The following is a 21,149-nucleotide window of genomic DNA, read 5'->3' on the forward strand; positions in this document are numbered from 1 at the left end:
TGCTCCTACAGTGTGGTGTCGTACACAAGATCGGTGAACGACGACGTCCTGTAGGAGCCGGGCTTGCCCGCGAAGAGGCCGGCCCAGGCGCTGCAAGGCTCAAGAGTCATATGCAAGCTCTCGGCGCATGGCTATCATGCCTGCCTCATTGTGAGTCGAGACCTGCATGTTGACGTTGTTGAAGCTCCTCAAAGATGGTCGATTCCACTCCGGGCAAGCGCTGGGGGCAGCCTTGGGCGTCAGCCGCAGCGCCGTCTGGAAACAGCTCCAGCAATTGGAGGCGGAGTTCGGGCTGGTTATCCATAAAGTCCGTGGCCGGGGTTACCAACTCGCCAGCCCGCTGGTGTTGCTGAGCGAGCTGGAGATAGCCGCCGCAAAACCCTCGGCCTCCTGGCCGGTGCATGTCTACGACACCATTGACTCAACCAATGCCGAGGCGCTGCGCCTGGTGGAGAAAGGTTCCGTTGCGCCATTCATTGTGGTGGCCGAACGGCAAACCGCAGGACGAGGACGCCGGGGCCGGCATTGGGTCAGTCCGTTCGCGGAAAATATCTATTACAGCCTGTTGCTCAGGATCGAAGGCGGCATGCGTCAGCTGGAGGGCTTGAGCCTGGTGGTCGGCCTGGCGGTTCTAAGCGCATTGCGTGAGCTGGGGATCGCCCGGGCGGGGCTGAAGTGGCCCAATGATGTCCTGGTGGACAACAAGAAGATCGCCGGCATTCTGCTGGAGCTGGTCGGCGACCCGGCGGACGTCTGTCACGTCGTGCTGGGGGTCGGGATCAACGTCAATATGCAGGTTGCCGAACAGGTGGATCAGCTGTGGACATCGGCACGATTGGAAACGGGTCGTTCCATCGATCGCAACGAGCTGATCGCGAGCCTGGGGGAAAAGCTGCGCTTTTACCTGGAGTGGCACCAGTCCTCTGGTTTCGCGGCTATCCAGGCTGAGTGGGAGCAGAATCATCTCTGGCAGGGGCGCAAGGTTGCCCTGGTCGCGGGAGTGAACCAGGTCGAAGGGATCGTGCTGGGCATCGATCAGCAGGGTGCGCTCCGTCTGCAGGTGGATGGCGTGGAAAAGGTCTTCAGTGGTGGCGAACTCAGCCTGCGCTTGCGCGATGATGCTTGGGTTCGAGGCGGCTAGCGGTTTTAACAAGGGCAGGGCGCATCGGGTGCCCGTCCTGGTATTGGTTGGCTTGGCGGTGGCGTGTCCGCTCGATTGAGGTTCCTATGCGTTGGTTGTTTCTGTTGTTGCTAGTGCTCAATGGTGTCTATTACGTCTGGCACCAGCAGGAAGCGCCCTTGAGGGCCAAGGAAGTCGCTCCTCTTTCGCTGTACCGCAGCGCTCACCAGGATATCCAGTTGTTGAGCGAATCCGATGGCGCCGGCGGGCGTCGTGCGGTCTCTGCGGCGCCGGAGCGCGAAGGCGATTGTGTCTATCTGGGTGCCGTGGCTCGCCAGGATCTGGCGCAGTCCATTGTGCAGCGTCTCCAGGGCAGCAATATCAAGGCGCGGGCGGAGCAGGTGAATGTGCCCGATTCAGCGGGGTACTGGGTACGGATCGCACCTGAAAGCCAGCATTTGCTGGACGATGCCCTGCTGCAGAACCTTGCTAAAGAATTCAATGAGTTAAAACATAAAATAATGCCGTGCGAAGGCATTGCAACTGTCGAATAGTTTGAATAGAATGGCGCCCGCTTCGCAGTGAACACCTCTTGAGGGACTGGCTACGAAGCGGGTCAACGCAGCTAACCTCATAATTTAAATGAGAAAAATGCTTGACAGAAGGTCGACATGATGTAGAATGTCGGCTCGCTTAGGAGGGGTTCCCGAGCGGCCAAAGGGATCAGACTGTAAATCTGACGTCTACGACTTCGAAGGTTCGAATCCTTCCCCCTCCACCATATTTAAGCGTGAGCTGCAAGCTCCGCGGGTATAGTTTAGTGGTAGAACCTCAGCCTTCCAAGCTGATGATGCGGGTTCGATTCCCGCTACCCGCTCCAAGTTTGCTGTTTGTGCACCGTGTTTCGCTCTTGTAGCTCAGTTGGTAGAGCACACCCTTGGTAAGGGTGAGGTCAGCGGTTCAAATCCGCTCAAGAGCTCCATAATAACAAGGCAGATATGCAAATATCTGCCTTTGTTTTAATGGCTGATGTAGCTTGCTTAATTCTTCTCCTGAGGGTGATTTCGATGGCTAAGGAAAAGTTCGAACGTAATAAGCCGCACGTCAACGTGGGGACCATTGGTCACGTCGACCATGGTAAAACTACGCTCACTGCTGCCTTGACTCGCGTTTGCTCCGAAGTGTTCGGTTCGGCCAAGGTCGACTTCGACAAGATCGATAGCGCCCCAGAAGAAAAAGCTCGTGGCATCACCATCAACACCGCTCACGTTGAATACGATTCGGCCGTGCGTCACTACGCACACGTTGACTGCCCAGGTCACGCCGACTACGTAAAAAACATGATCACCGGTGCTGCGCAGATGGATGGCGCGATCCTGGTTTGCTCGGCCGCTGATGGTCCGATGCCGCAAACCCGTGAGCACATCCTGTTGTCCCGTCAGGTGGGCGTTCCCTACATTGTGGTCTTCCTGAACAAGGCTGACCTGGTAGATGATGCCGAGCTGCTGGAGCTGGTTGAGATGGAGGTGCGCGATCTGCTGAGCACTTACGATTTCCCAGGTGACGACACGCCGATCATCATTGGTTCCGCGCGCATGGCACTGGAAGGCAATGATGAAAATGGCATGGGTACTTCGGCTGTCAAGAAGCTGGTTGAGACTCTGGATAGCTACATTCCCGAGCCTGAGCGCGCAATCGACAAGCCGTTCCTGATGCCAATCGAAGACGTGTTCTCGATCTCCGGTCGCGGTACCGTTGTGACGGGTCGTATTGAGCGCGGTATCGTTCGTGTTCAAGATCCGCTGGAAATCGTAGGTTTGCGTGACACTGCTGTCACCACCTGCACCGGCGTTGAAATGTTTCGTAAACTGCTCGACGAAGGTCGTGCAGGTGAAAACTGCGGCGTTCTGCTGCGCGGCACCAAGCGTGACGATGTCGAGCGTGGCCAGGTACTGGTCAAGCCGGGTTCGGTCAAGCCGCACACCAAGTTCACTGCAGAAGTTTACGTCCTGAGCAAGGAAGAAGGCGGTCGTCATACGCCGTTCTTCAAGGGCTACCGTCCGCAGTTCTACTTCCGTACGACTGATGTGACTGGTAACTGCGAGCTGCCGGAAGGCGTCGAAATGGTAATGCCAGGTGACAACATTCAGATGACTGTCACTCTGATCAAGACCATTGCGATGGAAGATGGCTTGCGTTTCGCTATCCGTGAGGGCGGTCGTACCGTCGGCGCGGGTGTGGTAGCGAAAGTAATCGAATAAGTAGTTGAAATGCCTCTCTCAGGTCGACATAATGGTCGGCCTGATTCAAGTTTTAGGTCAGTAGCTCAATTGGCAGAGCGACGGTCTCCAAAACCGTAGGTTGGGGGTTCGATTCCCTCCTGACCTGCCAGATTCACTCGGTGTGTCTGGCTTTCTTTTCACAGGATTCTCTTAGATGACCTCCAACGCTGAAGCCCAAGGCTCTCGCTTCGATCTTCTCAAGTGGCTCGTCGTAGTCGCTTTGGTGGTGATTGGTGTTGTTGGCAACCAGTACTATCATGGTTCGCCGATCCTGTACCGCGTACTGGCTCTGCTTGTCATCGCTGCTGTAGCTGCCTTTGTAGGCCTGCAGACCGCGAAAGGCAAGTCGTTCTTCGTGCTGGCAAAGGAAGCTCGTACCGAGATTCGTAAAGTCGTATGGCCGACTCGCCAAGAAACCACGCAGACCACGTTGATCGTGGTGGCTGTTGTTCTGGTAATGGCGTTGCTGTTGTGGGGGCTTGATTCCCTGCTCGGCTGGCTTGTTTCCTCGATTGTAGGCTAAGGGTGTCCCGTGGCTAAGCGTTGGTACGTTGTGCATGCTTACTCGGGTTACGAGAAGCATGTGATGCGCTCGTTGGTCGAGCGCGTAAAGCTGGCAGGCATGGAAGATGGCTTCGGCGAAATTCTGGTCCCTACTGAAGAAGTAGTGGAAATGCGTAACGGCCAGAAGCGCAAGAGTGAGCGTAAGTTCTTCCCTGGCTATGTGCTGGTGCAGATGGACATGAACGAGGGGACTTGGCACTTGGTCAAGGACACGCCTCGGGTGATGGGTTTCATCGGCGGTACCGCCGACAAGCCTGCACCGATCACCGACAAAGAGGCAGAAGCGATTCTGCGTCGCGTCGCTGATGGCAGCGACAAGCCGAAGCCGAAGACACTGTTCGAGCCGGGCGAAGTCGTACGTGTTACCGATGGTCCGTTCGCCGATTTCAACGGCACCGTCGAAGAGGTCAACTACGAAAAGAGCCGCATCCAGGTGGCCGTGCTCATTTTCGGACGCTCTACTCCGGTAGAGTTGGAGTTTAGCCAGGTCGAAAAGGTCTAGCTGAACAAGCATCCCAACCCCACAGTCCAAGGCTGTGGGGTTTTGTCGTCACTGGGATAAACGCGCAAGTAACCGGGGAGCCTTTCGAGGCGCTAGAACCCGTAATTGGAGTGCCTCATGGCCAAGAAGATTACCGCTTACATCAAGCTGCAAGTGAAGGCCGCCCAGGCCAACCCTAGCCCACCCGTCGGTCCAGCTCTGGGTCAGCACGGCGTGAACATCATGGAATTCTGCAAAGCCTTCAACGCCCGTACCCAGGGTCTTGAGCCAGGTCTGCCGACGCCTGTGATCATCACTGTTTACAGTGACCGCAGCTTCACTTTCGAAACCAAGTCCACCCCGGCTTCGGTTCTGCTGAAAAAGGCCGCCGGCCTGACCAGCGGTTCCGCTCGTCCGAACACCGTTAAGGTTGGCACCGTGACCCGTGCTCAGCTGGAAGAAATCGCGAAAACCAAAAACGCGGATCTGACTGCAGCTGATATGGATGCAGCCGTGCGTACCATCGCCGGTTCTGCTCGTAGCATGGGCCTTAACGTGGAGGGTGTGTAATGGCTAAGCTGACCAAGCGCCAAAAGGCTATCGCCGGCAAAATCGAAGCAGGCAAGGCCTACAACTTTGTAGAAGCCGCTGCTCTGCTGTCCGAGCTGTCGACTGTCAAGTTCAGCGAGTCGTTTGACGTTGCTGTAAACCTGGGCGTTGACCCACGTAAATCCGACCAGGTCGTACGTAGCGCTACTGTGCTGCCACACGGCACTGGCAAGACCGTTCGCGTTGCTGTGTTCACCCAGGGTCCGGCTGCTGAAGCTGCTCTGGCTGCCGGCGCCGATCGCGTTGGTATGGACGACCTGGCTGCCGAAATGAAAGGCGGCGACCTGAACTATGACGTCGTTATTGCTTCCCCGGACGCAATGCGTGTTGTAGGTCAACTGGGTCAGATCCTCGGTCCACGTGGCCTGATGCCTAACCCTAAAGTCGGTACCGTAACTCCAGACGTCGCCACCGCGGTGAAAAACGCCAAGGCCGGTCAGGTTCGTTATCGCACCGACAAGAACGGTATTATCCACACCTCCGTTGGCAAGATCGGCTTCGACGCCGTCAAGCTGAAGGAAAACGTTGAAGCCCTGATCGCTGACCTGAAGCGTATCAAGCCAGCTTCCTCGAAAGGTATCTACGTCAAGCGCGTTACCCTGAGCACCACCATGGGTCCAGGCCTGGTCATCGACCAGAGCTCGCTGGAAGCGTAAGACGCGCATTGGCGCAAGCGATTGCGCCAATCGAAAAAATTGGGGTCCCTGCCTGGCGGGGGCTATCCAAGACCGTAGGCGGCGCAAGCCTTAAACCTCAAGCCTACGCAGATGGTGCTCCCGGTTCCTTACCGAATCAGACACCAAAACGACATCCGGCTTCGGCCAGATGAAACGGTAACAAGCAGGAGTTAAACCCGTGGCAATTAAACTCGAAGACAAGAAGGCCATCGTCGCTGAAGTCAACGAGGCTGCCAAAGTCGCTCTGTCCGCTGTCGTGGCTGATGCCCGTGGCGTAACAGTAAGCGCGATGACCGGACTCCGTAAAGAGGCCCGCGAAGCTGGCGTGTACGTACGTGTCGTACGTAACACCCTGCTCAAGCGCGCTGTTGAAGGCACCGAGTACTCGGTCCTCAACGACGTGTTCAAAGGCCCGACCCTGATTGCTTTCTCCAAGGAACACCCGGGCGCTGCTGCTCGTCTGTTCAAAGAGTTTGCAAAGGGTCAGGACAAGTTCGAGATCAAGGCAGCTGCGTTCGAGGGCAAGTTCCTCGCAGCCAATCAGATCGACGTACTGGCAACCTTGCCGACCCGTGACGAAGCAATCTCCCAGCTGATGAGCGTGATTCAAGGCGCTACCAGCAAGTTGGCTCGTACTCTGGCGGCTATTCGCGACCAGAAAGAAGCTGTCGCAGCCTAAGGCTGAGCACTTCTTTTCGCGTATTTTTGTTTATTTCGATGGTCGCGTAGGCCGTCCCCCAATTCAGGAAATACAGTAATGTCTATCTCCCAAGAAGATATCCTCAACGCCGTAGCTGAAATGTCGGTTCTGCAGGTTGTTGAGCTGATCAAAGCTTTCGAAGAAAAATTCGGTGTTACCGCTGCTGCTGCTTCGGCAGGTCCTGCTGCTGCTGCCGCTGTTGTTGAAGAGCAAACCGAATTCAACGTCATGCTGCTGGAAGCTGGCGAGAAGAAAGTTAACGTGATCAAGGCAGTACGTGAACTGACCGGTCTGGGCCTGAAAGAAGCCAAGGCTGTAGTTGACGGCGCTCCTGCCCTGGTTCTGGAAGCTGTTGCCAAAGACGCAGCTGACAAAGCCAAAGCAGCACTGGAAGAAGCAGGCGCTAAAGTCGAGCTGAAGTAAGCTCTGACCTTGCGTCTCCAGCCCAAGCGTTAAGCGACAGGCTGATGGCTGGTGGCTCTTGCCACCGGCCTTTTTCCGTTACTGGCGGCCGACTCGGTCGGTGCCTTTGACGTGCTTCAACCACCCGATGCGGTGGCGCAAACCATGGGGTTTGCACGATTTTCTGGCTGCTCCCGTCGGGGAGGGGCCAAACAAGCAGGTGACCAAGCTGGGGAACGCTGATGGCTTACTCATATACTGAGAAAAAACGTATCCGCAAGGACTTTAGCAAGTTGCCGGACGTCATGGATGTGCCGTACCTCCTGGCCATCCAGCTGGATTCGTATCGTGAATTCTTGCAGGCGGGAGCGACTAAAGATCAGTTCCGCGACGTGGGCCTGCATGCGGCCTTCAAATCCGTTTTCCCGATCATCAGCTACTCCGGCAATGCTGCGCTGGAGTACGTCGGTTATCGCCTGGGCGAACCGGCATTTGATGTCAAAGAATGCGTATTGCGCGGTGTGACTTACGCCGTACCTTTGCGGGTAAAAGTGCGCCTGATCATTTTCGACAAAGAATCGTCGAACAAAGCGATCAAGGACATCAAAGAGCAAGAAGTCTACATGGGTGAAATCCCCCTGATGACCGAGAACGGTACCTTCGTTATCAACGGTACCGAGCGCGTGATCGTTTCCCAGCTGCACCGTTCCCCGGGCGTGTTCTTCGACCACGACCGCGGCAAGACGCACAGCTCCGGCAAACTGCTGTACTCCGCGCGGATCATTCCTTACCGCGGTTCGTGGTTGGACTTCGAGTTCGACCCGAAAGACTGCGTCTTCGTGCGTATCGACCGTCGTCGCAAGCTGCCGGCTTCCGTGCTGCTGCGCGCACTGGGCTACGCCACCGAAGAAGTGCTGGACGCGTTCTACACCACCAACGTTTTCCATGTGAAGGGCGAAACCCTGAGCCTGGAACTGGTGCCTCAGCGTCTGCGCGGTGAAATCGCCGTCCTCGATATCCTCGATGACAAAGGCAAGGTGATTGTCGAGCAGGGTCGTCGTATTACCGCTCGCCACATCAACCAGCTGGAAAAAGCCGGGATCAAAGAGCTGGATGTGCCGCTGGACTACGTCCTGGGCCGCACCACCGCCAAGGTCATCGTGCACCCGGCTACCGGCGAAATCCTGGCCGAATGCAACACCGAGCTGAACACCGAGATCCTGGCGAAAATCGCCAAGGCCCAGGTCGTTCGCATCGAGACGCTGTACACCAACGACATCGACTGCGGTCCGTTCATCTCCGACACGCTGAAGATCGACTCCACCAGCAACCAACTGGAAGCGCTGGTCGAGATCTATCGCATGATGCGTCCTGGTGAGCCACCGACCAAGGATGCCGCCGAGACCCTCTTCAACAACCTGTTCTTCAGCCCTGAGCGCTATGACCTGTCTGCGGTCGGCCGGATGAAGTTCAACCGTCGTATCGGTCGTACCGAGATCGAAGGTTCGGGCGTACTGAACAAGGACGATATCGTCGCGGTCCTCAAGACCCTGGTCGACATCCGTAACGGCAAAGGCATCGTCGACGACATCGACCACCTGGGTAACCGTCGTGTTCGCTGCGTAGGCGAAATGGCCGAGAACCAGTTCCGTGTTGGCCTGGTACGCGTTGAGCGTGCGGTCAAGGAACGTCTGTCGATGGCTGAAAGCGAAGGCCTGATGCCGCAGGACCTCATCAACGCCAAGCCAGTGGCTGCGGCGGTGAAAGAGTTCTTCGGTTCCAGCCAGCTGTCGCAGTTCATGGACCAGAACAACCCGCTGTCCGAGATCACCCACAAGCGTCGTGTCTCCGCACTCGGCCCTGGTGGTCTGACCCGCGAACGCGCCGGCTTCGAAGTCCGTGACGTACACCCGACGCACTACGGTCGTGTTTGCCCGATCGAAACGCCGGAAGGTCCGAACATCGGTCTGATCAACTCCCTGGCCGCTTATGCGCGCACCAACCAGTACGGCTTCCTGGAAAGCCCGTACCGTGTGGTGAAAGACGCCTTGGTCACCGACGAGATCGTGTTCCTGTCCGCTATTGAAGAGGCCGATCACGTGATCGCCCAGGCTTCGGCGACCATGAACGAGCAGAAAGTGCTGATCGACGAGCTGGTAGCCGTACGTCACCTGAACGAGTTCACCGTCAAGGCGCCGGAAGACGTCACCCTGATGGACGTTTCGCCGAAGCAGGTTGTGTCGGTTGCAGCGTCGCTGATCCCGTTCCTCGAGCACGACGACGCCAACCGTGCGTTGATGGGTTCCAACATGCAGCGTCAGGCTGTACCGACCCTGCGTGCCGACAAGCCGCTGGTAGGTACCGGCATGGAGCGCAACGTTGCCCGTGACTCCGGCGTTTGCGTCGTGGCTCGTCGTGGTGGCGTGATCGACTCCGTCGATGCCAGCCGTATCGTGGTTCGTGTTGCCGATGACGAAGTTGAAACCGGCGAAGCCGGTGTCGACATCTACAACCTGACCAAGTACACCCGCTCGAACCAGAACACCTGCATCAACCAGCGTCCGCTGGTGCGTAAAGGTGATCGTGTTCAGCGTAGCGACATCATGGCCGACGGCCCGTCCACCGACATGGGTGAACTGGCTCTGGGTCAGAACATGCGCATCGCCTTCATGGCATGGAACGGCTTCAACTTCGAAGACTCCATCTGCCTGTCGGAACGCGTTGTTCAGGAAGACCGTTTCACCACGATCCACATCCAGGAACTGACCTGTGTGGCGCGTGACACCAAGCTTGGGCCAGAGGAAATCACTGCGGACATCCCGAACGTGGGTGAAGCCGCACTGAACAAGCTGGACGAAGCCGGTATCGTCTACGTCGGTGCCGAAGTCGGCCCGGGCGACATCCTGGTCGGCAAGGTCACTCCGAAAGGCGAGACCCAACTGACTCCGGAAGAAAAACTGCTGCGTGCGATCTTCGGTGAGAAGGCCAGCGACGTCAAAGACACCTCCCTGCGTGTACCAACCGGTACCAAGGGCACCGTCATCGACGTGCAGGTCTTCACCCGTGATGGCGTCGAGCGCGATACCCGTGCACTGTCCATCGAGAAGAGCCAGCTCGACGAGATCCGCAAGGACCTCAACGAAGAGTTCCGCATCGTTGAAGGCGCGACCTTCGAACGTCTGCGTTCCGCGCTGGTTGGCCACAAGGCCGAAGGCGGCGCTGGCCTGAAGAAAGGTCAGGAAATCACCGACGAAGTGCTCGACGGTCTGGAGCATGGGCAGTGGTTCAAACTGCGCATGGCTGAAGATGCGTTGAACGAGCAGCTCGAGAAGGCCCAGGCCTACATCGTTGATCGCCGCCGTCTGCTGGACGACAAGTTCGAAGACAAGAAGCGCAAGCTGCAGCAAGGCGATGACCTGGCTCCGGGCGTACTGAAGATCGTCAAGGTCTACCTGGCAATCCGTCGTCGCATCCAGCCGGGCGACAAGATGGCCGGTCGTCACGGTAACAAGGGTGTGGTCTCCGTGATCATGCCGGTTGAAGACATGCCGCACGATGCCCATGGCACCCCGGTCGACGTCGTCCTCAACCCGCTGGGCGTACCTTCGCGTATGAACGTTGGTCAGATCCTCGAAACCCACCTGGGCCTGGCGGCCAAAGGTCTGGGCGAGAAGATCAACCGCATGATCGAGGAGCAACGCAAGGTCGCTGACCTGCGCAAGTTCCTGCACGAGATCTACAACGAGATCGGCGGTCGTAACGAGGACCTGGACAGCTTCACCGACCAGGAAATCCTCGACTTGGCGCACAACCTCAAGGCTGGTGTGCCAATGGCCACCCCAGTATTCGACGGTGCCAAGGAAGTTGAAATCAAGGCCATGCTGAAACTGGCAGACCTGCCGGAAAGCGGCCAGATGCAACTGTTCGATGGTCGTACCGGCAACAAGTTCGAACGTCCGGTTACCGTTGGCTACATGTACATGCTGAAGCTGAACCACTTGGTAGACGACAAGATGCACGCTCGTTCTACCGGTTCGTACAGCCTGGTTACCCAGCAGCCGCTGGGTGGTAAGGCGCAGTTCGGTGGTCAGCGTTTCGGGGAGATGGAGGTCTGGGCACTGGAAGCATACGGTGCTGCATACACTCTGCAAGAAATGCTCACAGTGAAGTCGGACGATGTGAACGGTCGGACCAAGATGTACAAAAACATCGTGGACGGCGATCACCGTATGGAGCCGGGCATGCCCGAGTCCTTCAACGTGTTGATCAAGGAAATTCGTTCCCTCGGCATCGATATCGATCTGGAAACCGAATAACACGTGACGCGAATCGAGAGCGGGGCTGTATGGCCCGCTCTCTGCTCCGCCAGGAGGAAAGGCCTTGAAAGACCTACTGAATTTGCTGAAAAACCAGGGTCAAGTCGAAGAGTTCGACGCCATCCGTATTGGATTGGCCTCGCCTGAGATGATCCGTTCGTGGTCGTTCGGCGAAGTTAAAAAGCCGGAAACCATCAACTACCGTACGTTCAAACCTGAGCGTGACGGCCTGTTCTGCGCGAAGATCTTTGGCCCGGTCAAGGATTACGAGTGCCTGTGCGGTAAGTACAAGCGCTTGAAGCACCGTGGTGTGATCTGCGAGAAGTGCGGCGTTGAAGTCGCACTGGCCAAGGTTCGTCGTGAGCGCATGGCGCACATCGAACTGGCTTCGCCGGTTGCCCACATCTGGTTCCTGAAGTCCCTGCCGTCGCGTATCGGCTTGCTGATGGACATGACCCTGCGTGATATCGAACGCGTTCTCTACTTCGAGAGCTACGTCGTTATCGACCCGGGCATGACCACCCTTGAAAAAGGCCAGCTGCTGAACGACGAGCAGTACTTCGAAGCCCTCGAAGAGTTCGGTGATGACTTCGACGCCCGCATGGGTGCTGAGGCCGTCCGCGAGCTGCTGCACGCGATCGACCTGGAACACGAGATTGGCCGTCTGCGCGAAGAAATTCCGCAAACCAACTCCGAAACCAAGATCAAGAAGCTGTCCAAGCGCCTGAAGTTGATGGAAGCCTTCCAGGGTTCCGGCAACCTGCCAGAGTGGATGGTGCTGACCGTTCTGCCGGTTCTGCCGCCAGACCTGCGTCCACTGGTTCCGCTTGATGGCGGTCGCTTCGCGACTTCCGACCTCAACGATCTGTATCGTCGAGTGATCAACCGTAACAACCGTTTGAAGCGCCTGCTGGACCTGTCCGCGCCTGACATCATCGTGCGCAACGAAAAGCGCATGCTGCAGGAAGCTGTGGATGCCCTGCTGGACAACGGTCGTCGCGGTCGCGCCATTACCGGTTCGAACAAGCGTCCTCTGAAATCCCTGGCTGACATGATCAAGGGTAAGCAAGGTCGTTTCCGTCAGAACTTGCTCGGTAAGCGTGTTGACTACTCGGGTCGTTCGGTAATTACCGTAGGTCCGACCCTGCGTCTGCACCAGTGCGGTCTGCCGAAGAAGATGGCCCTCGAGCTGTTCAAACCGTTCATTTTCGGCAAGCTGGAAATGCGTGGTCTCGCGACCACCATCAAAGCCGCCAAGAAAATGGTCGAGCGCGAACTGCCAGAGGTTTGGGACGTTCTCGCTGAAGTGATTCGCGAACACCCGGTCCTCCTCAACCGTGCACCAACCCTTCACCGTCTGGGTATCCAGGCGTTTGAACCGGTACTGATCGAAGGTAAGGCTATCCAGCTGCACCCGCTGGTCTGTGCTGCGTACAACGCCGACTTCGACGGCGACCAGATGGCCGTGCACGTACCGCTGACGCTGGAAGCCCAGCTCGAAGCGCGTGCGTTGATGATGTCGACCAACAACATCCTGTCGCCTGCCAACGGTGAGCCAATCATCGTTCCGTCGCAGGACGTTGTATTGGGTCTGTACTACATGACCCGTGAAGCGATCAACGCCAAGGGCGAAGGTCGTATCTTCGCGGACCTGCAGGAAGTCGACCGCGTATTCCGCGCCGGCGAAGCAGCCCTGCACGCCAAGATCAAGGTTCGTATCAACGAAACCGTCAATGATCGTGATGGTGGCAGCGTCAAGAACACCCGTATCGTCGACACCACTGTCGGCCGTGCGCTGTTGTTCCAGGTGGTTCCGGCCGGCCTGTCGTTCGACGTCGTCAACCTGCCGATGAAGAAGAAGGCGATCTCCAAACTGATCAACCAGTGCTACCGCGTGGTTGGTTTGAAAGAGACCGTGATCTTCGCTGACCAGTTGATGTACACCGGTTTTGCCTATTCGACCATTTCCGGCGTTTCCATCGGTGTTAACGACTTCGTTATCCCGGATGAAAAAGCCCGCATCATCGGTGCTGCCACCGACGAAGTGAAAGAGATCGAAAGTCAGTACGCCTCCGGCCTGGTTACCCAGGGCGAGAAGTACAACAAAGTGATCGACTTGTGGTCCAAGGCGAACGACGAAGTGTCCAAGGCGATGATGGCCAACCTCTCGAAAGAGAAGGTCATCGACCGTCATGGCGACGAAGTCGACCAGGAATCCTTCAACTCGATGTACATGATGGCCGACTCGGGTGCGCGGGGTTCCGCAGCCCAGATCCGTCAGCTGGCCGGTATGCGTGGTCTGATGGCCAAGCCGGACGGCTCGATCATCGAGACGCCGATCACCGCGAACTTCCGTGAAGGCCTGAGCGTACTCCAGTACTTCATCTCCACTCACGGTGCTCGTAAGGGTCTCGCGGATACCGCGTTGAAAACCGCGAACTCCGGTTACCTGACCCGTCGTCTGGTAGACGTGGCGCAGGATCTGGTGGTGACCGAAGTCGACTGTGGCACTGAGCAAGGCTTGCTCATGACGCCGCACATCGAAGGCGGTGACGTAGTAGAGCCGTTGGGTGAGCGCGTACTGGGTCGAGTGATCGCCCGTGACGTCTTCAAGCCGGGCACCGAGGAAATCATCGTTCCTGCCGGCACCCTGGTTGACGAGAAGTGGGTTGAATTCATCGAGCTGAATAGCATCGACGAAGTCATCGTGCGCTCGCCGATCAGCTGCGAAACCCGTTATGGCATCTGCGCCAAGTGCTACGGCCGTGACTTGGCTCGTGGTCACCAGGTGAACATCGGTGAAGCGGTCGGCGTTATCGCTGCCCAGTCCATCGGTGAGCCGGGTACCCAGCTGACCATGCGTACGTTCCACATCGGTGGTGCGGCAAGCCGGACCTCCGCAGCCGACAGCGTTCAGGTCAAGAATGGCGGTACCGTCCGTCTGCACAACCTGAAACACGTTGAGCGAGTGGATGGCCACCTGGTTGCAGTGTCCCGTTCCGGTGAGCTGGCGATTGCCGACGACTACGGTCGTGAGCGCGAGCGCTACAAGCTGCCGTACGGTGCGGTGATTTCGGTTAAAGAGGGTGACAAGGTCGACGCTGGCGCAATCGTGGCCAAGTGGGATCCGCACACTCACCCGATCGTTACCGAAATGAAAGGTACCGTGACCTACGTGGGCATGGAAGAAGGCATCACGATCAAGCGTCAGACTGACGAATTGACCGGTATGACCAACATTGAAGTCCTCGATGCCAAAGACCGTCCAGCAGCCGGCAAGGACATTCGTCCTGCGGTGAAGATGGTCGACGACAACGGCAAGGATCTGTTGCTGCCAGGCACTGACGTAATCGCTCAGTACTTCCTGCCAGCCAACGCCCTGGTCGGTGTGGCGGACGGTGCGAAAATCGCGATCGGTGACGTTATCGCGCGGATTCCGCAAGAAACTTCGAAAACTCGCGACATCACCGGTGGTCTGCCGCGTGTTGCCGACTTGTTCGAAGCCCGTCGTCCGAAAGAGGCCTCGATTCTGGCTGAAGTCAGCGGCACCATCGCGTTCGGTAAAGAGACCAAGGGCAAGCGCCGTCTGGTCATTACCCCGAACGACGGTAGCGATCCGTACGAGGAGCTGATTCCGAAGTGGCGTCACCTGAACGTCTTCGAAGGCGAACAAGTGAACCGCGGCGAAGTTATCTCCGACGGTCCAAGCGATCCACACGACATCCTGCGTCTGCTGGGTGTGAGTGCGCTGGCCAAGTACATCGTCAACGAGATCCAGGACGTTTACCGTCTGCAAGGCGTGAAGATCAACGACAAGCACATCGAGACCATCCTGCGTCAGATGCTGCGTAAAGTTGAAATCGCTGAATCCGGCGATTCCACCTTCATCAAGGGCGACCAGATGGAGCTGACTCACGTTCTGGTAGAGAACGAGCGTCTGGCGGGCGACGACAAGTTCGTTTCCAAGTTCACTCGCGTTCTGCTGGGTATCACCAAGGCGTCGTTGTCGACCGAATCGTTCATCTCGGCGGCCTCTTTCCAAGAGACCACCCGCGTACTGACCGAAGCGGCCGTTACCGGCAAGCGCGATTACCTGCGCGGCCTGAAAGAAAACGTGGTTGTGGGTCGTCTGATCCCGGCCGGTACCGGTCTGGCCTATCACAGCGAGCGCAAGCGTCGTCGTGAACTGGACAAACCGTTGCGCGTAAGCGCCAGTGAAGTGGAAGCTGCACTGACCGAAGCGCTGAACTCTAGCGGTAACTGAGTTCTGCGGTAGTGAGATCAAGGCCCTGATAGCCTCCGCCAACGCCATCGCGACATTTTTTGTTGCGATGGTCGGTGTGAGGAGATCGGGGCCTTGTCTTGACTGGGGACAAGATCCTCTTTAGACTCTTGTACCCCTAAATTTGGCGGGAACTCGTTCCTGCCATTTTGCTTTTCTTGCAAGACAATAGCGTCGCAAGACAACAGTGGAGCTAGTAGATGGCAACTATCAACCAGCTGGTACGTCAGCCGCGTAAGCGTATCGTCGAGAAATCCGACGTACCTGCGCTGCAGAACTGCCCGCAACGTCGTGGCGTGTGCACCCGTGTGTACACCACCACGCCGAAAAAACCTAACTCGGCACTGCGTAAAGTATGCCGTGTGCGCCTGACCAACGGTTTCGAGGTTTCCTCGTACATCGGCGGTGAAGGCCACAACCTGCAAGAGCACAGCGTGGTCCTGATTCGTGGCGGTCGTGTAAAAGACTTGCCAGGTGTTCGTTACCACACCGTTCGCGGCTCCCTGGATACCTCCGGCGTCAAAGGTCGTAACCAAGGTCGTTCGAAATACGGTACCAAGCGTCCGAAGTAATCGGTCGTTTGCTGCAGTAACTGATTTTTATTTTTTTGAGTCGATAAGAGTAAGGTCGGGCGTACATCCACTGGGTGTCATGTTCCCGGGCTAACCTGAAGACCGTTTGAGGGCTTATCAATGCCAAGACGTCGTGTAGCAGCCAAGCGTGAGATTCTGGACGATCCGAAATACGGTAGCCAGATTCTCGCCAAATTCATGAACCACGTGATGGAAAGCGGCAAGAAAGCCGTGGCCGAACGTATCGTTTATGGTGCTCTGGAAAAAGTTAAAGAGCGCAAAAACGCTGACCCCCTGGAACTCTTCGAGAAAGCACTCGACGCCATCGCTCCGCTGGTCGAAGTGAAGTCGCGCCGTGTAGGCGGTGCTACTTACCAGGTTCCGGTCGAAGTTCGTCCGTCCCGTCGTAACGCTCTGGCAATGCGCTGGTTGGTAGACTTCGCCCGCAAGCGCGGCGAGAAGTCCATGGCTCTGCGTTTGGCTGGCGAACTGTTGGATGCCGCTGAAGGTAAAGGTGCTGCAGTTAAGAAGCGTGAAGACGTGCACCGTATGGCTGAAGCCAACAAGGCTTTCTCGCACTACCGCTTCTAATTTTAGCGTCACTCAATTTGCGAGGGCTTTATGGCTCGTACAACCGATATTAAACGCTACCGTAACATTGGTATCGTTGCTCACGTGGACGCGGGTAAAACCACGACCACTGAGCGCGTCCTGTTTTACACGGGCGTAAACCACAAAATGGGCGAGGTGCACGACGGCGCCGCGACCATGGACTGGATGGTGCAGGAGCAGGAGCGGGGTATTACCATTACCTCCGCTGCTACCACCGCATTCTGGGAAGGTTCTGCCAAGCAGTTTCCCAAGCACCGCTTCAACATCATCGATACCCCCGGCCACGTTGACTTCACCATTGAAGTAGAACGTTCGCTGCGCGTACTCGACGGTGCGGTCGTCGTGTTCTGCGGTACTTCCGGTGTCGAGCCTCAGTCTGAAACCGTATGGCGTCAAGCCAACAAGTACGGCGTTCCACGTCTCGTTTACGTGAACAAGATGGACCGTGCCGGTGCTAACTTCCTGCGTGTTGTTGCGCAGATCAAGCAGCGCCTGGGCCACACTCCAGTGCCTATCCAGTTGGCTATCGGTTCCGAAGACAACTTCCAGGGTCAGATCGATCTGATGTCCATGGAAGCCGTCTATTGGGACGACGCTGACAAAGGTATGGCTGCTCGCCGCGAGCCGATCCCTGCTGAACTGCAGGAACTGGCTGAAGAGTGGCGTGGCAACATGGTTGAGGCTGCCGCCGAAGCCACTGAAGAGCTGATGAACAAGTACCTCGAGGGCGAAGAGCTCACCATCGAGGAAATCAAGGGCGCTCTGCGTCAGCGGACCATCGCTGGCGAAATCGTTCTGGCTGTTTGCGGTTCTTCCTTCAAGAACAAGGGCGTTCCCCTGGTTCTCGACGCTGTTATCGACTACCTGCCTGCACCTGTCGACATTCCTGCCATCAAGGGTTCCGATCCGGATGACGAGACTATCGCCATGGAGCGTCATGCAGACGACAGCGAACCGTTCTCCGCTCTGGCGTTCAAAATCGCCACTGACCCATTCGTGGGTACCCTGACCTTCGCTCGCGTTTACTCGGGCGTGTTGAGCTCCGGCGACGGCGTGATCAACTCGGTCAAGGGCAAGAAAGAGCGCGTGGGTCGTATGGTGCAGATGCATGCCAACACCCGTGAAGAGATCAAGGAAGTACGCGCTGGCGACATCGCGGCCCTGATCGGCATGAAGGACGTCACCACCGGTGACACCCTGTGCTCTGCTGACAAGCCAATCATCCTGGTTCGCATGGACTTCCCGGAGCCGGTTATTTCGGTTGCCGTTGAGCCAAAGACCAAGGATGACCAGGAAAAAATGGGTATCGCTCTGGGCAAACTTGCTCAGGAAGACCCGTCTTTCCGCGTCAAAACTGATGAAGAGACTGGTCAAACGATCATCTCCGGCATGGGCGAGTTGCACCTGGACATCCTGGTTGACCGGATGCGCCGTGAGTTCAACGTCGAAGCCAACATCGGTAAGCCTCAGGTTTCCTATCGTGAGAAGATCACGAAGAATTGCGAAATCGAAGGCAAGTTCGTTCGCCAGTCCGGCGGTCGTGGCCAGTTCGGTCACTGCTGGATTCGTTTTGCACCGGCTGACGAAGGTCAGGAAGGTCTGCAATTCGTGAACGAAGTAGTGGGTGGTGTGGTTCCTAAGGAATACATCCCGGCTATCCAGAAGGGTATCGAAGAGCAGATGAAGAACGGCGTTGTTGCCGGTTATCCGCTGATCGGCCTGAAGGCTACTGTGTTTGACGGTTCTTACCACGACGTCGACTCCAACGAGATGGCGTTCAAGGTGGCTGCTTCCATGGCGACCAAGCAACTCGCGTCCAAGGGCGGCGGTGTTGTACTTGAGCCGATCATGAAGGTAGAAGTTGTAACACCTGAGGACTACATGGGTGACGTGATGGGTGACCTGAACCGTCGTCGTGGTCTGATCCAGGGTATGGAAGATACGGTTTCTGGCAAGGTGATCCGCGCCGAGGTTCCGTTGGGCGAAATGTTCGGTTATGCGACCGATGTTCGTTCCATGTCCCAGGGTCGCGCGAGCTACTCTATGGAATTCTCCAAATACTCCGAAGCTCCGTCGAACATCGTCGAAGCTCTCGTTAAAAAACAAGGCTGATTCAGCCCTTTAGGCTAGGAGTTAATTGTCGTGGCTAAAGAAAAATTTGATCGTTCCCTCCCGCACGTCAACGTTGGCACCATCGGTCACGTCGACCACGGTAAAACCACGCTGACCGCAGCTCTGACTCGTGTTTGCTCCGAAGTTTTCGGTTCGGCTATCGTTGATTTCGATAAAATCGACAGCGCGCCAGAAGAAAAAGCTCGTGGTATCACCATCAACACCGCACACGTCGAGTACAACTCGAAGATTCGTCACTACGCTCACGTTGACTGCCCAGGTCACGCTGACTACGTGAAGAACATGATCACCGGTGCTGCCCAGATGGACGGCGCGATCCTGGTTTGTTCGGCCGCTGATGGTCCGATGCCACAAACCCGTGAGCACATCCTGCTGTCCCGTCAGGTAGGCGTTCCGTACATCGTGGTTTTCCTGAACAAGGCTGACCTGGTAGACGACGCTGAGCTGCTGGAACTGGTTGAGATGGAAGTGCGCGATCTGCTGAGCACTTACGACTTCCCAGGTGATGACACTCCAATCATCATCGGTTCCGCTCGTATGGCGCTGGAAGGCAAAGACGACAACGAAATGGGCACCACTGCCGTTCGTAAGCTGGTTGAAACCCTGGACAGCTACATCCCAGAGCCAGTTCGTCTGACCGACAAGCCATTCCTGATGCCAATCGAAGACGTATTCTCGATCTCGGGTCGCGGTACTGTTGTGACTGGTCGTATCGAGCGCGGTATCGTTCGCGTTCAAGACCCACTGGAAATCGTTGGTCTGCGTGACACCACCGTCACCACCTGCACCGGTGTTGAAATGTTCCGTAAGCTGCTCGACGAAGGTCGTGCGGGCGAGAACTGCGGCGTTCTGCTGCGCGGTACCAAGCGTGACGACGTTGAGCGTGGCCAGGTTCTGGTCAAGCCAGGTTCGGTCAAGCCGCACACCAAGTTCACCGCAGAAGTTTACGTTCTGAGCAAGGAAGAAGGCGGCCGTCATACTCCGTTCTTCAAAGGCTACCGTCCACAGTTCTACTTCCGTACTACTGACGTGACCGGTAACTGCGAGCTACCAGAAGGCGTTGAAATGGTAATGCCAGGTGACAACATCCAGATGACTGTCACTCTGATCAAAACCATCGCGATGGAAGACGGTCTGCGTTTCGCTATCCGTGAAGGCGGTCGTACCGTCGGCGCTGGCGTCGTAGCCAAAATCATCGAGTAAGCTTTCTCATTGAGATAGCTTCGATGCTTTGAAAAAGCCCCCGCCTTGCGGGGGCTTTTTTATTAGGTTGACACCTATCTGGGGCGTCTATAGAATTGCGCCTCCTTTTAACGGGCGTATTGCGCTCGGTGGGAATAGCAGCCGGAGTCTGAAATCCAATGCAAAATCAGCAAATCCGTATCAGGTTGAAGGCTTTTGACCATCGCCTGATCGACCAATCCACCCAGGAAATCGTGGAAACCGCGAAACGTACTGGTGCTCAAGTGCGTGGTCCAATTCCACTGCCTACCCGTAAAGAGCGGTTCACCGTTCTGGTCTCCCCGCACGTCAACAAAGACGCGCGCGACCAGTACGAGATCCGTACTCATAAGCGTGTACTGGACATCGTCCAGCCAACGGATAAAACCGTTGATGCGCTGATGAAGCTTGATCTTGCGGCAGGTGTGGAAGTGCAGATCAGCCTCGGCTAAGACTCGGTCTTAGTCGTGTAACGCTCTGAAATGGGCGGCCATAGCGGGTGAAAGCCCCGTACACTCATGAGGTTTACAACATGACTATTGGTGTAGTCGGTCGTAAATGCGGTATGACCCGTATTTTCACCGAAGAAGGTGTCTCCATTCCGGTTACGGTCATTGAGATCGAGCCGAATCGCGTCACCCAGTTCAAAACTGAAGAAACCGATGGCTATCGTGCAGTGCAAGTCACTGTCGGCGAGCGTCGTGCTTCGCGTGTTACAGCTGCTCAAGCTGGCCACTTCGCTAAAGCGAACGTTGCCGCTGGTCGTACCGTAATGGAGTTCCGTCTTGAAGACGGCGACTACCAGGCCGGCGATCTGATCAACGCTGAAATCTTCGCCGCTGGTCAACTGGTTGATGTAACCGGTCAGTCCAAGGGTAAAGGCTTCCAGGGTACGATCAAGCGTTGGAACTTCCGCGGGCAAGATAATACCCACGGTAACTCCGTGTCCCACCGCGTTCCAGGCTCTATCGGCCAGTGCCAGACTCCTGGTCGTGTATTCAAGGGCAAAAAAATGTCCGGTCATATGGGCGCTGAGCGCGTGACCGTGCAGTCCCTCGAAGTAGTGCGCGTGGACGCTGAACGCAATCTGTTGTTGGTCAAGGGCGCTGTTCCTGGCGCTACTGGCGGCAACCTGGTTGTACGTCCAGCAGCCAAGGCTCGCGGTTAAGGGGAAGCTG

Annotated in this window: 17 protein-coding genes and 4 tRNA genes; all 21 read left to right on the forward strand. The window is 56.7% G+C overall.

The window, feature by feature from the left end:
- The first annotated feature begins 166 nt into the window (after window positions 1–166).
- The 21 genes from birA to rplC all read left to right on the forward strand — a co-directional run bounded on the left by birA (window position 167) and on the right by rplC (window position 21,139).
- Entirely contained in the window at window positions 167–1,141 is a 975-nt protein-coding gene (birA, locus tag M5C56_RS29495; RefSeq protein WP_103495378.1) for a bifunctional biotin--[acetyl-CoA-carboxylase] ligase/biotin operon repressor BirA, read from the forward strand.
- A gap of 86 nt (window positions 1,142–1,227) precedes the next feature.
- Window positions 1,228–1,674: a hypothetical protein gene (locus tag M5C56_RS29500; protein ID WP_103495379.1), complete on the forward strand. Its 447-nt coding sequence runs from the start codon at window positions 1,228–1,230 to the stop codon at window positions 1,672–1,674.
- 142 nt (window positions 1,675–1,816) lie between these two features.
- Window positions 1,817–1,901 (forward strand) — tRNA-Tyr (locus M5C56_RS29505).
- 25 nt (window positions 1,902–1,926) lie between these two features.
- A tRNA-Gly gene (locus M5C56_RS29510) sits at window positions 1,927–2,000 on the forward strand.
- 26 nt (window positions 2,001–2,026) lie between these two features.
- Window positions 2,027–2,102, forward strand: a tRNA-Thr gene (locus M5C56_RS29515).
- An 85-nt stretch (window positions 2,103–2,187) separates the two neighbouring features.
- Window positions 2,188–3,381: an elongation factor Tu gene (tuf, locus tag M5C56_RS29520; protein WP_100944345.1), complete on the forward strand. Its 1,194-nt coding sequence runs from the start codon at window positions 2,188–2,190 to the stop codon at window positions 3,379–3,381.
- A 54-nt stretch (window positions 3,382–3,435) separates the two neighbouring features.
- Window positions 3,436–3,511 (forward strand) — tRNA-Trp (locus M5C56_RS29525).
- Window positions 3,512–3,556: 45 nt separating this feature from the next.
- The gene (secE, locus tag M5C56_RS29530; protein ID WP_100944346.1) at window positions 3,557–3,925 is read left to right on the forward strand and encodes a preprotein translocase subunit SecE; all 369 of its coding nucleotides are present in this window, start codon (window positions 3,557–3,559) and stop codon (window positions 3,923–3,925) included.
- Window positions 3,926–3,934: 9 nt separating this feature from the next.
- Window positions 3,935–4,468 (forward strand): transcription termination/antitermination protein NusG, encoded by a 534-nt coding sequence (gene nusG / locus M5C56_RS29535; protein ID WP_003186097.1) that lies wholly within the window; start codon window positions 3,935–3,937, stop codon window positions 4,466–4,468.
- A 117-nt stretch (window positions 4,469–4,585) separates the two neighbouring features.
- Entirely contained in the window at window positions 4,586–5,017 is a 432-nt protein-coding gene (gene rplK, locus M5C56_RS29540; protein ID WP_003176435.1) for a 50S ribosomal protein L11, read from the forward strand.
- Window positions 5,017–5,712: a 50S ribosomal protein L1 gene (gene rplA / locus M5C56_RS29545; RefSeq protein ID WP_103495380.1), complete on the forward strand. Its 696-nt coding sequence runs from the start codon at window positions 5,017–5,019 to the stop codon at window positions 5,710–5,712. Before rplK ends, rplA begins: the two co-directional genes overlap by 1 nt.
- Before the next feature lie 199 nt (window positions 5,713–5,911).
- A complete protein-coding gene (gene rplJ, locus M5C56_RS29550; RefSeq protein ID WP_100944348.1) occupies window positions 5,912–6,412 on the forward strand; it encodes a 50S ribosomal protein L10 in 501 nt (166 codons plus the stop codon).
- A 78-nt stretch (window positions 6,413–6,490) separates the two neighbouring features.
- Window positions 6,491–6,856, forward strand: coding sequence for a 50S ribosomal protein L7/L12 (gene rplL / locus M5C56_RS29555; RefSeq protein WP_100944349.1), 366 nt, complete (start codon window positions 6,491–6,493; stop codon window positions 6,854–6,856).
- A 221-nt stretch (window positions 6,857–7,077) separates the two neighbouring features.
- Entirely contained in the window at window positions 7,078–11,151 is a 4,074-nt protein-coding gene (gene rpoB / locus M5C56_RS29560; RefSeq protein ID WP_100944350.1) for a DNA-directed RNA polymerase subunit beta, read from the forward strand.
- 64 nt (window positions 11,152–11,215) lie between these two features.
- Complete coding sequence (gene rpoC, locus M5C56_RS29565) at window positions 11,216–15,415, forward strand: DNA-directed RNA polymerase subunit beta' (protein ID WP_100944351.1); 4,200 nt, start codon at window positions 11,216–11,218, stop codon at window positions 15,413–15,415.
- 218 nt (window positions 15,416–15,633) lie between these two features.
- On the forward strand, window positions 15,634–16,005 hold the full coding sequence (gene rpsL, locus M5C56_RS29570) for a 30S ribosomal protein S12 (protein ID WP_003186084.1): 372 nt from the start codon (window positions 15,634–15,636) through the stop codon (window positions 16,003–16,005).
- Between the two features lie 120 nt (window positions 16,006–16,125).
- Complete coding sequence (gene rpsG, locus M5C56_RS29575; protein WP_103495381.1) at window positions 16,126–16,596, forward strand: 30S ribosomal protein S7; 471 nt, start codon at window positions 16,126–16,128, stop codon at window positions 16,594–16,596.
- 30 nt (window positions 16,597–16,626) lie between these two features.
- Window positions 16,627–18,729, forward strand: a complete 2,103-nt coding sequence (fusA, locus tag M5C56_RS29580; RefSeq protein ID WP_103495382.1) for an elongation factor G — start codon at window positions 16,627–16,629, stop codon at window positions 18,727–18,729.
- Between the two features lie 30 nt (window positions 18,730–18,759).
- Window positions 18,760–19,953, forward strand: a complete 1,194-nt coding sequence (gene tuf / locus M5C56_RS29585) for an elongation factor Tu (protein WP_027924378.1) — start codon at window positions 18,760–18,762, stop codon at window positions 19,951–19,953.
- 158 nt (window positions 19,954–20,111) lie between these two features.
- Window positions 20,112–20,423 (forward strand): 30S ribosomal protein S10, encoded by a 312-nt coding sequence (gene rpsJ / locus M5C56_RS29590; RefSeq protein ID WP_003186070.1) that lies wholly within the window; start codon window positions 20,112–20,114, stop codon window positions 20,421–20,423.
- Window positions 20,424–20,503: 80 nt separating this feature from the next.
- The gene (rplC, locus tag M5C56_RS29595; protein WP_003194649.1) at window positions 20,504–21,139 is read left to right on the forward strand and encodes a 50S ribosomal protein L3; all 636 of its coding nucleotides are present in this window, start codon (window positions 20,504–20,506) and stop codon (window positions 21,137–21,139) included.
- The last annotated feature ends 10 nt before the right edge of the window (window positions 21,140–21,149 follow it).

The sequence above is a fragment of the Pseudomonas sp. MWU13-2862 genome, from assembly GCF_023242495.1.
GTDB lineage: Bacteria > Pseudomonadota > Gammaproteobacteria > Pseudomonadales > Pseudomonadaceae > Aquipseudomonas > Aquipseudomonas gingeri_D.

Bases quoted from the DNA above. Each gene is read 5' to 3' on its own strand.
- rplL (WP_100944349.1), top strand. From the start codon at position 6,491: ATGTCTATCTCCCAAGAAGATATCCTCAACGCCGTAGCTGAAATGTCG.
- rplA (WP_103495380.1), top strand. From the start codon at position 5,017: ATGGCTAAGCTGACCAAGCGCCAAAAGGCTATCGCCGGCAAAATCGAA.
- tuf (WP_100944345.1), top strand. From the start codon at position 2,188: ATGGCTAAGGAAAAGTTCGAACGTAATAAGCCGCACGTCAACGTGGGG.
- rpsL (WP_003186084.1), top strand. From the start codon at position 15,634: ATGGCAACTATCAACCAGCTGGTACGTCAGCCGCGTAAGCGTATCGTC.
- secE (WP_100944346.1), top strand. From the start codon at position 3,557: ATGACCTCCAACGCTGAAGCCCAAGGCTCTCGCTTCGATCTTCTCAAG.
- rpoB (WP_100944350.1), top strand. From the start codon at position 7,078: ATGGCTTACTCATATACTGAGAAAAAACGTATCCGCAAGGACTTTAGC.
- rplC (WP_003194649.1), top strand. From the start codon at position 20,504: ATGACTATTGGTGTAGTCGGTCGTAAATGCGGTATGACCCGTATTTTC.
- birA (WP_103495378.1), top strand. From the start codon at position 167: ATGTTGACGTTGTTGAAGCTCCTCAAAGATGGTCGATTCCACTCCGGG.
- rpsJ (WP_003186070.1), top strand. From the start codon at position 20,112: ATGCAAAATCAGCAAATCCGTATCAGGTTGAAGGCTTTTGACCATCGC.
- rpsG (WP_103495381.1), top strand. From the start codon at position 16,126: ATGCCAAGACGTCGTGTAGCAGCCAAGCGTGAGATTCTGGACGATCCG.
- fusA (WP_103495382.1), top strand. From the start codon at position 16,627: ATGGCTCGTACAACCGATATTAAACGCTACCGTAACATTGGTATCGTT.
- rplK (WP_003176435.1), top strand. From the start codon at position 4,586: ATGGCCAAGAAGATTACCGCTTACATCAAGCTGCAAGTGAAGGCCGCC.
- M5C56_RS29500 (WP_103495379.1), top strand. From the start codon at position 1,228: ATGCGTTGGTTGTTTCTGTTGTTGCTAGTGCTCAATGGTGTCTATTAC.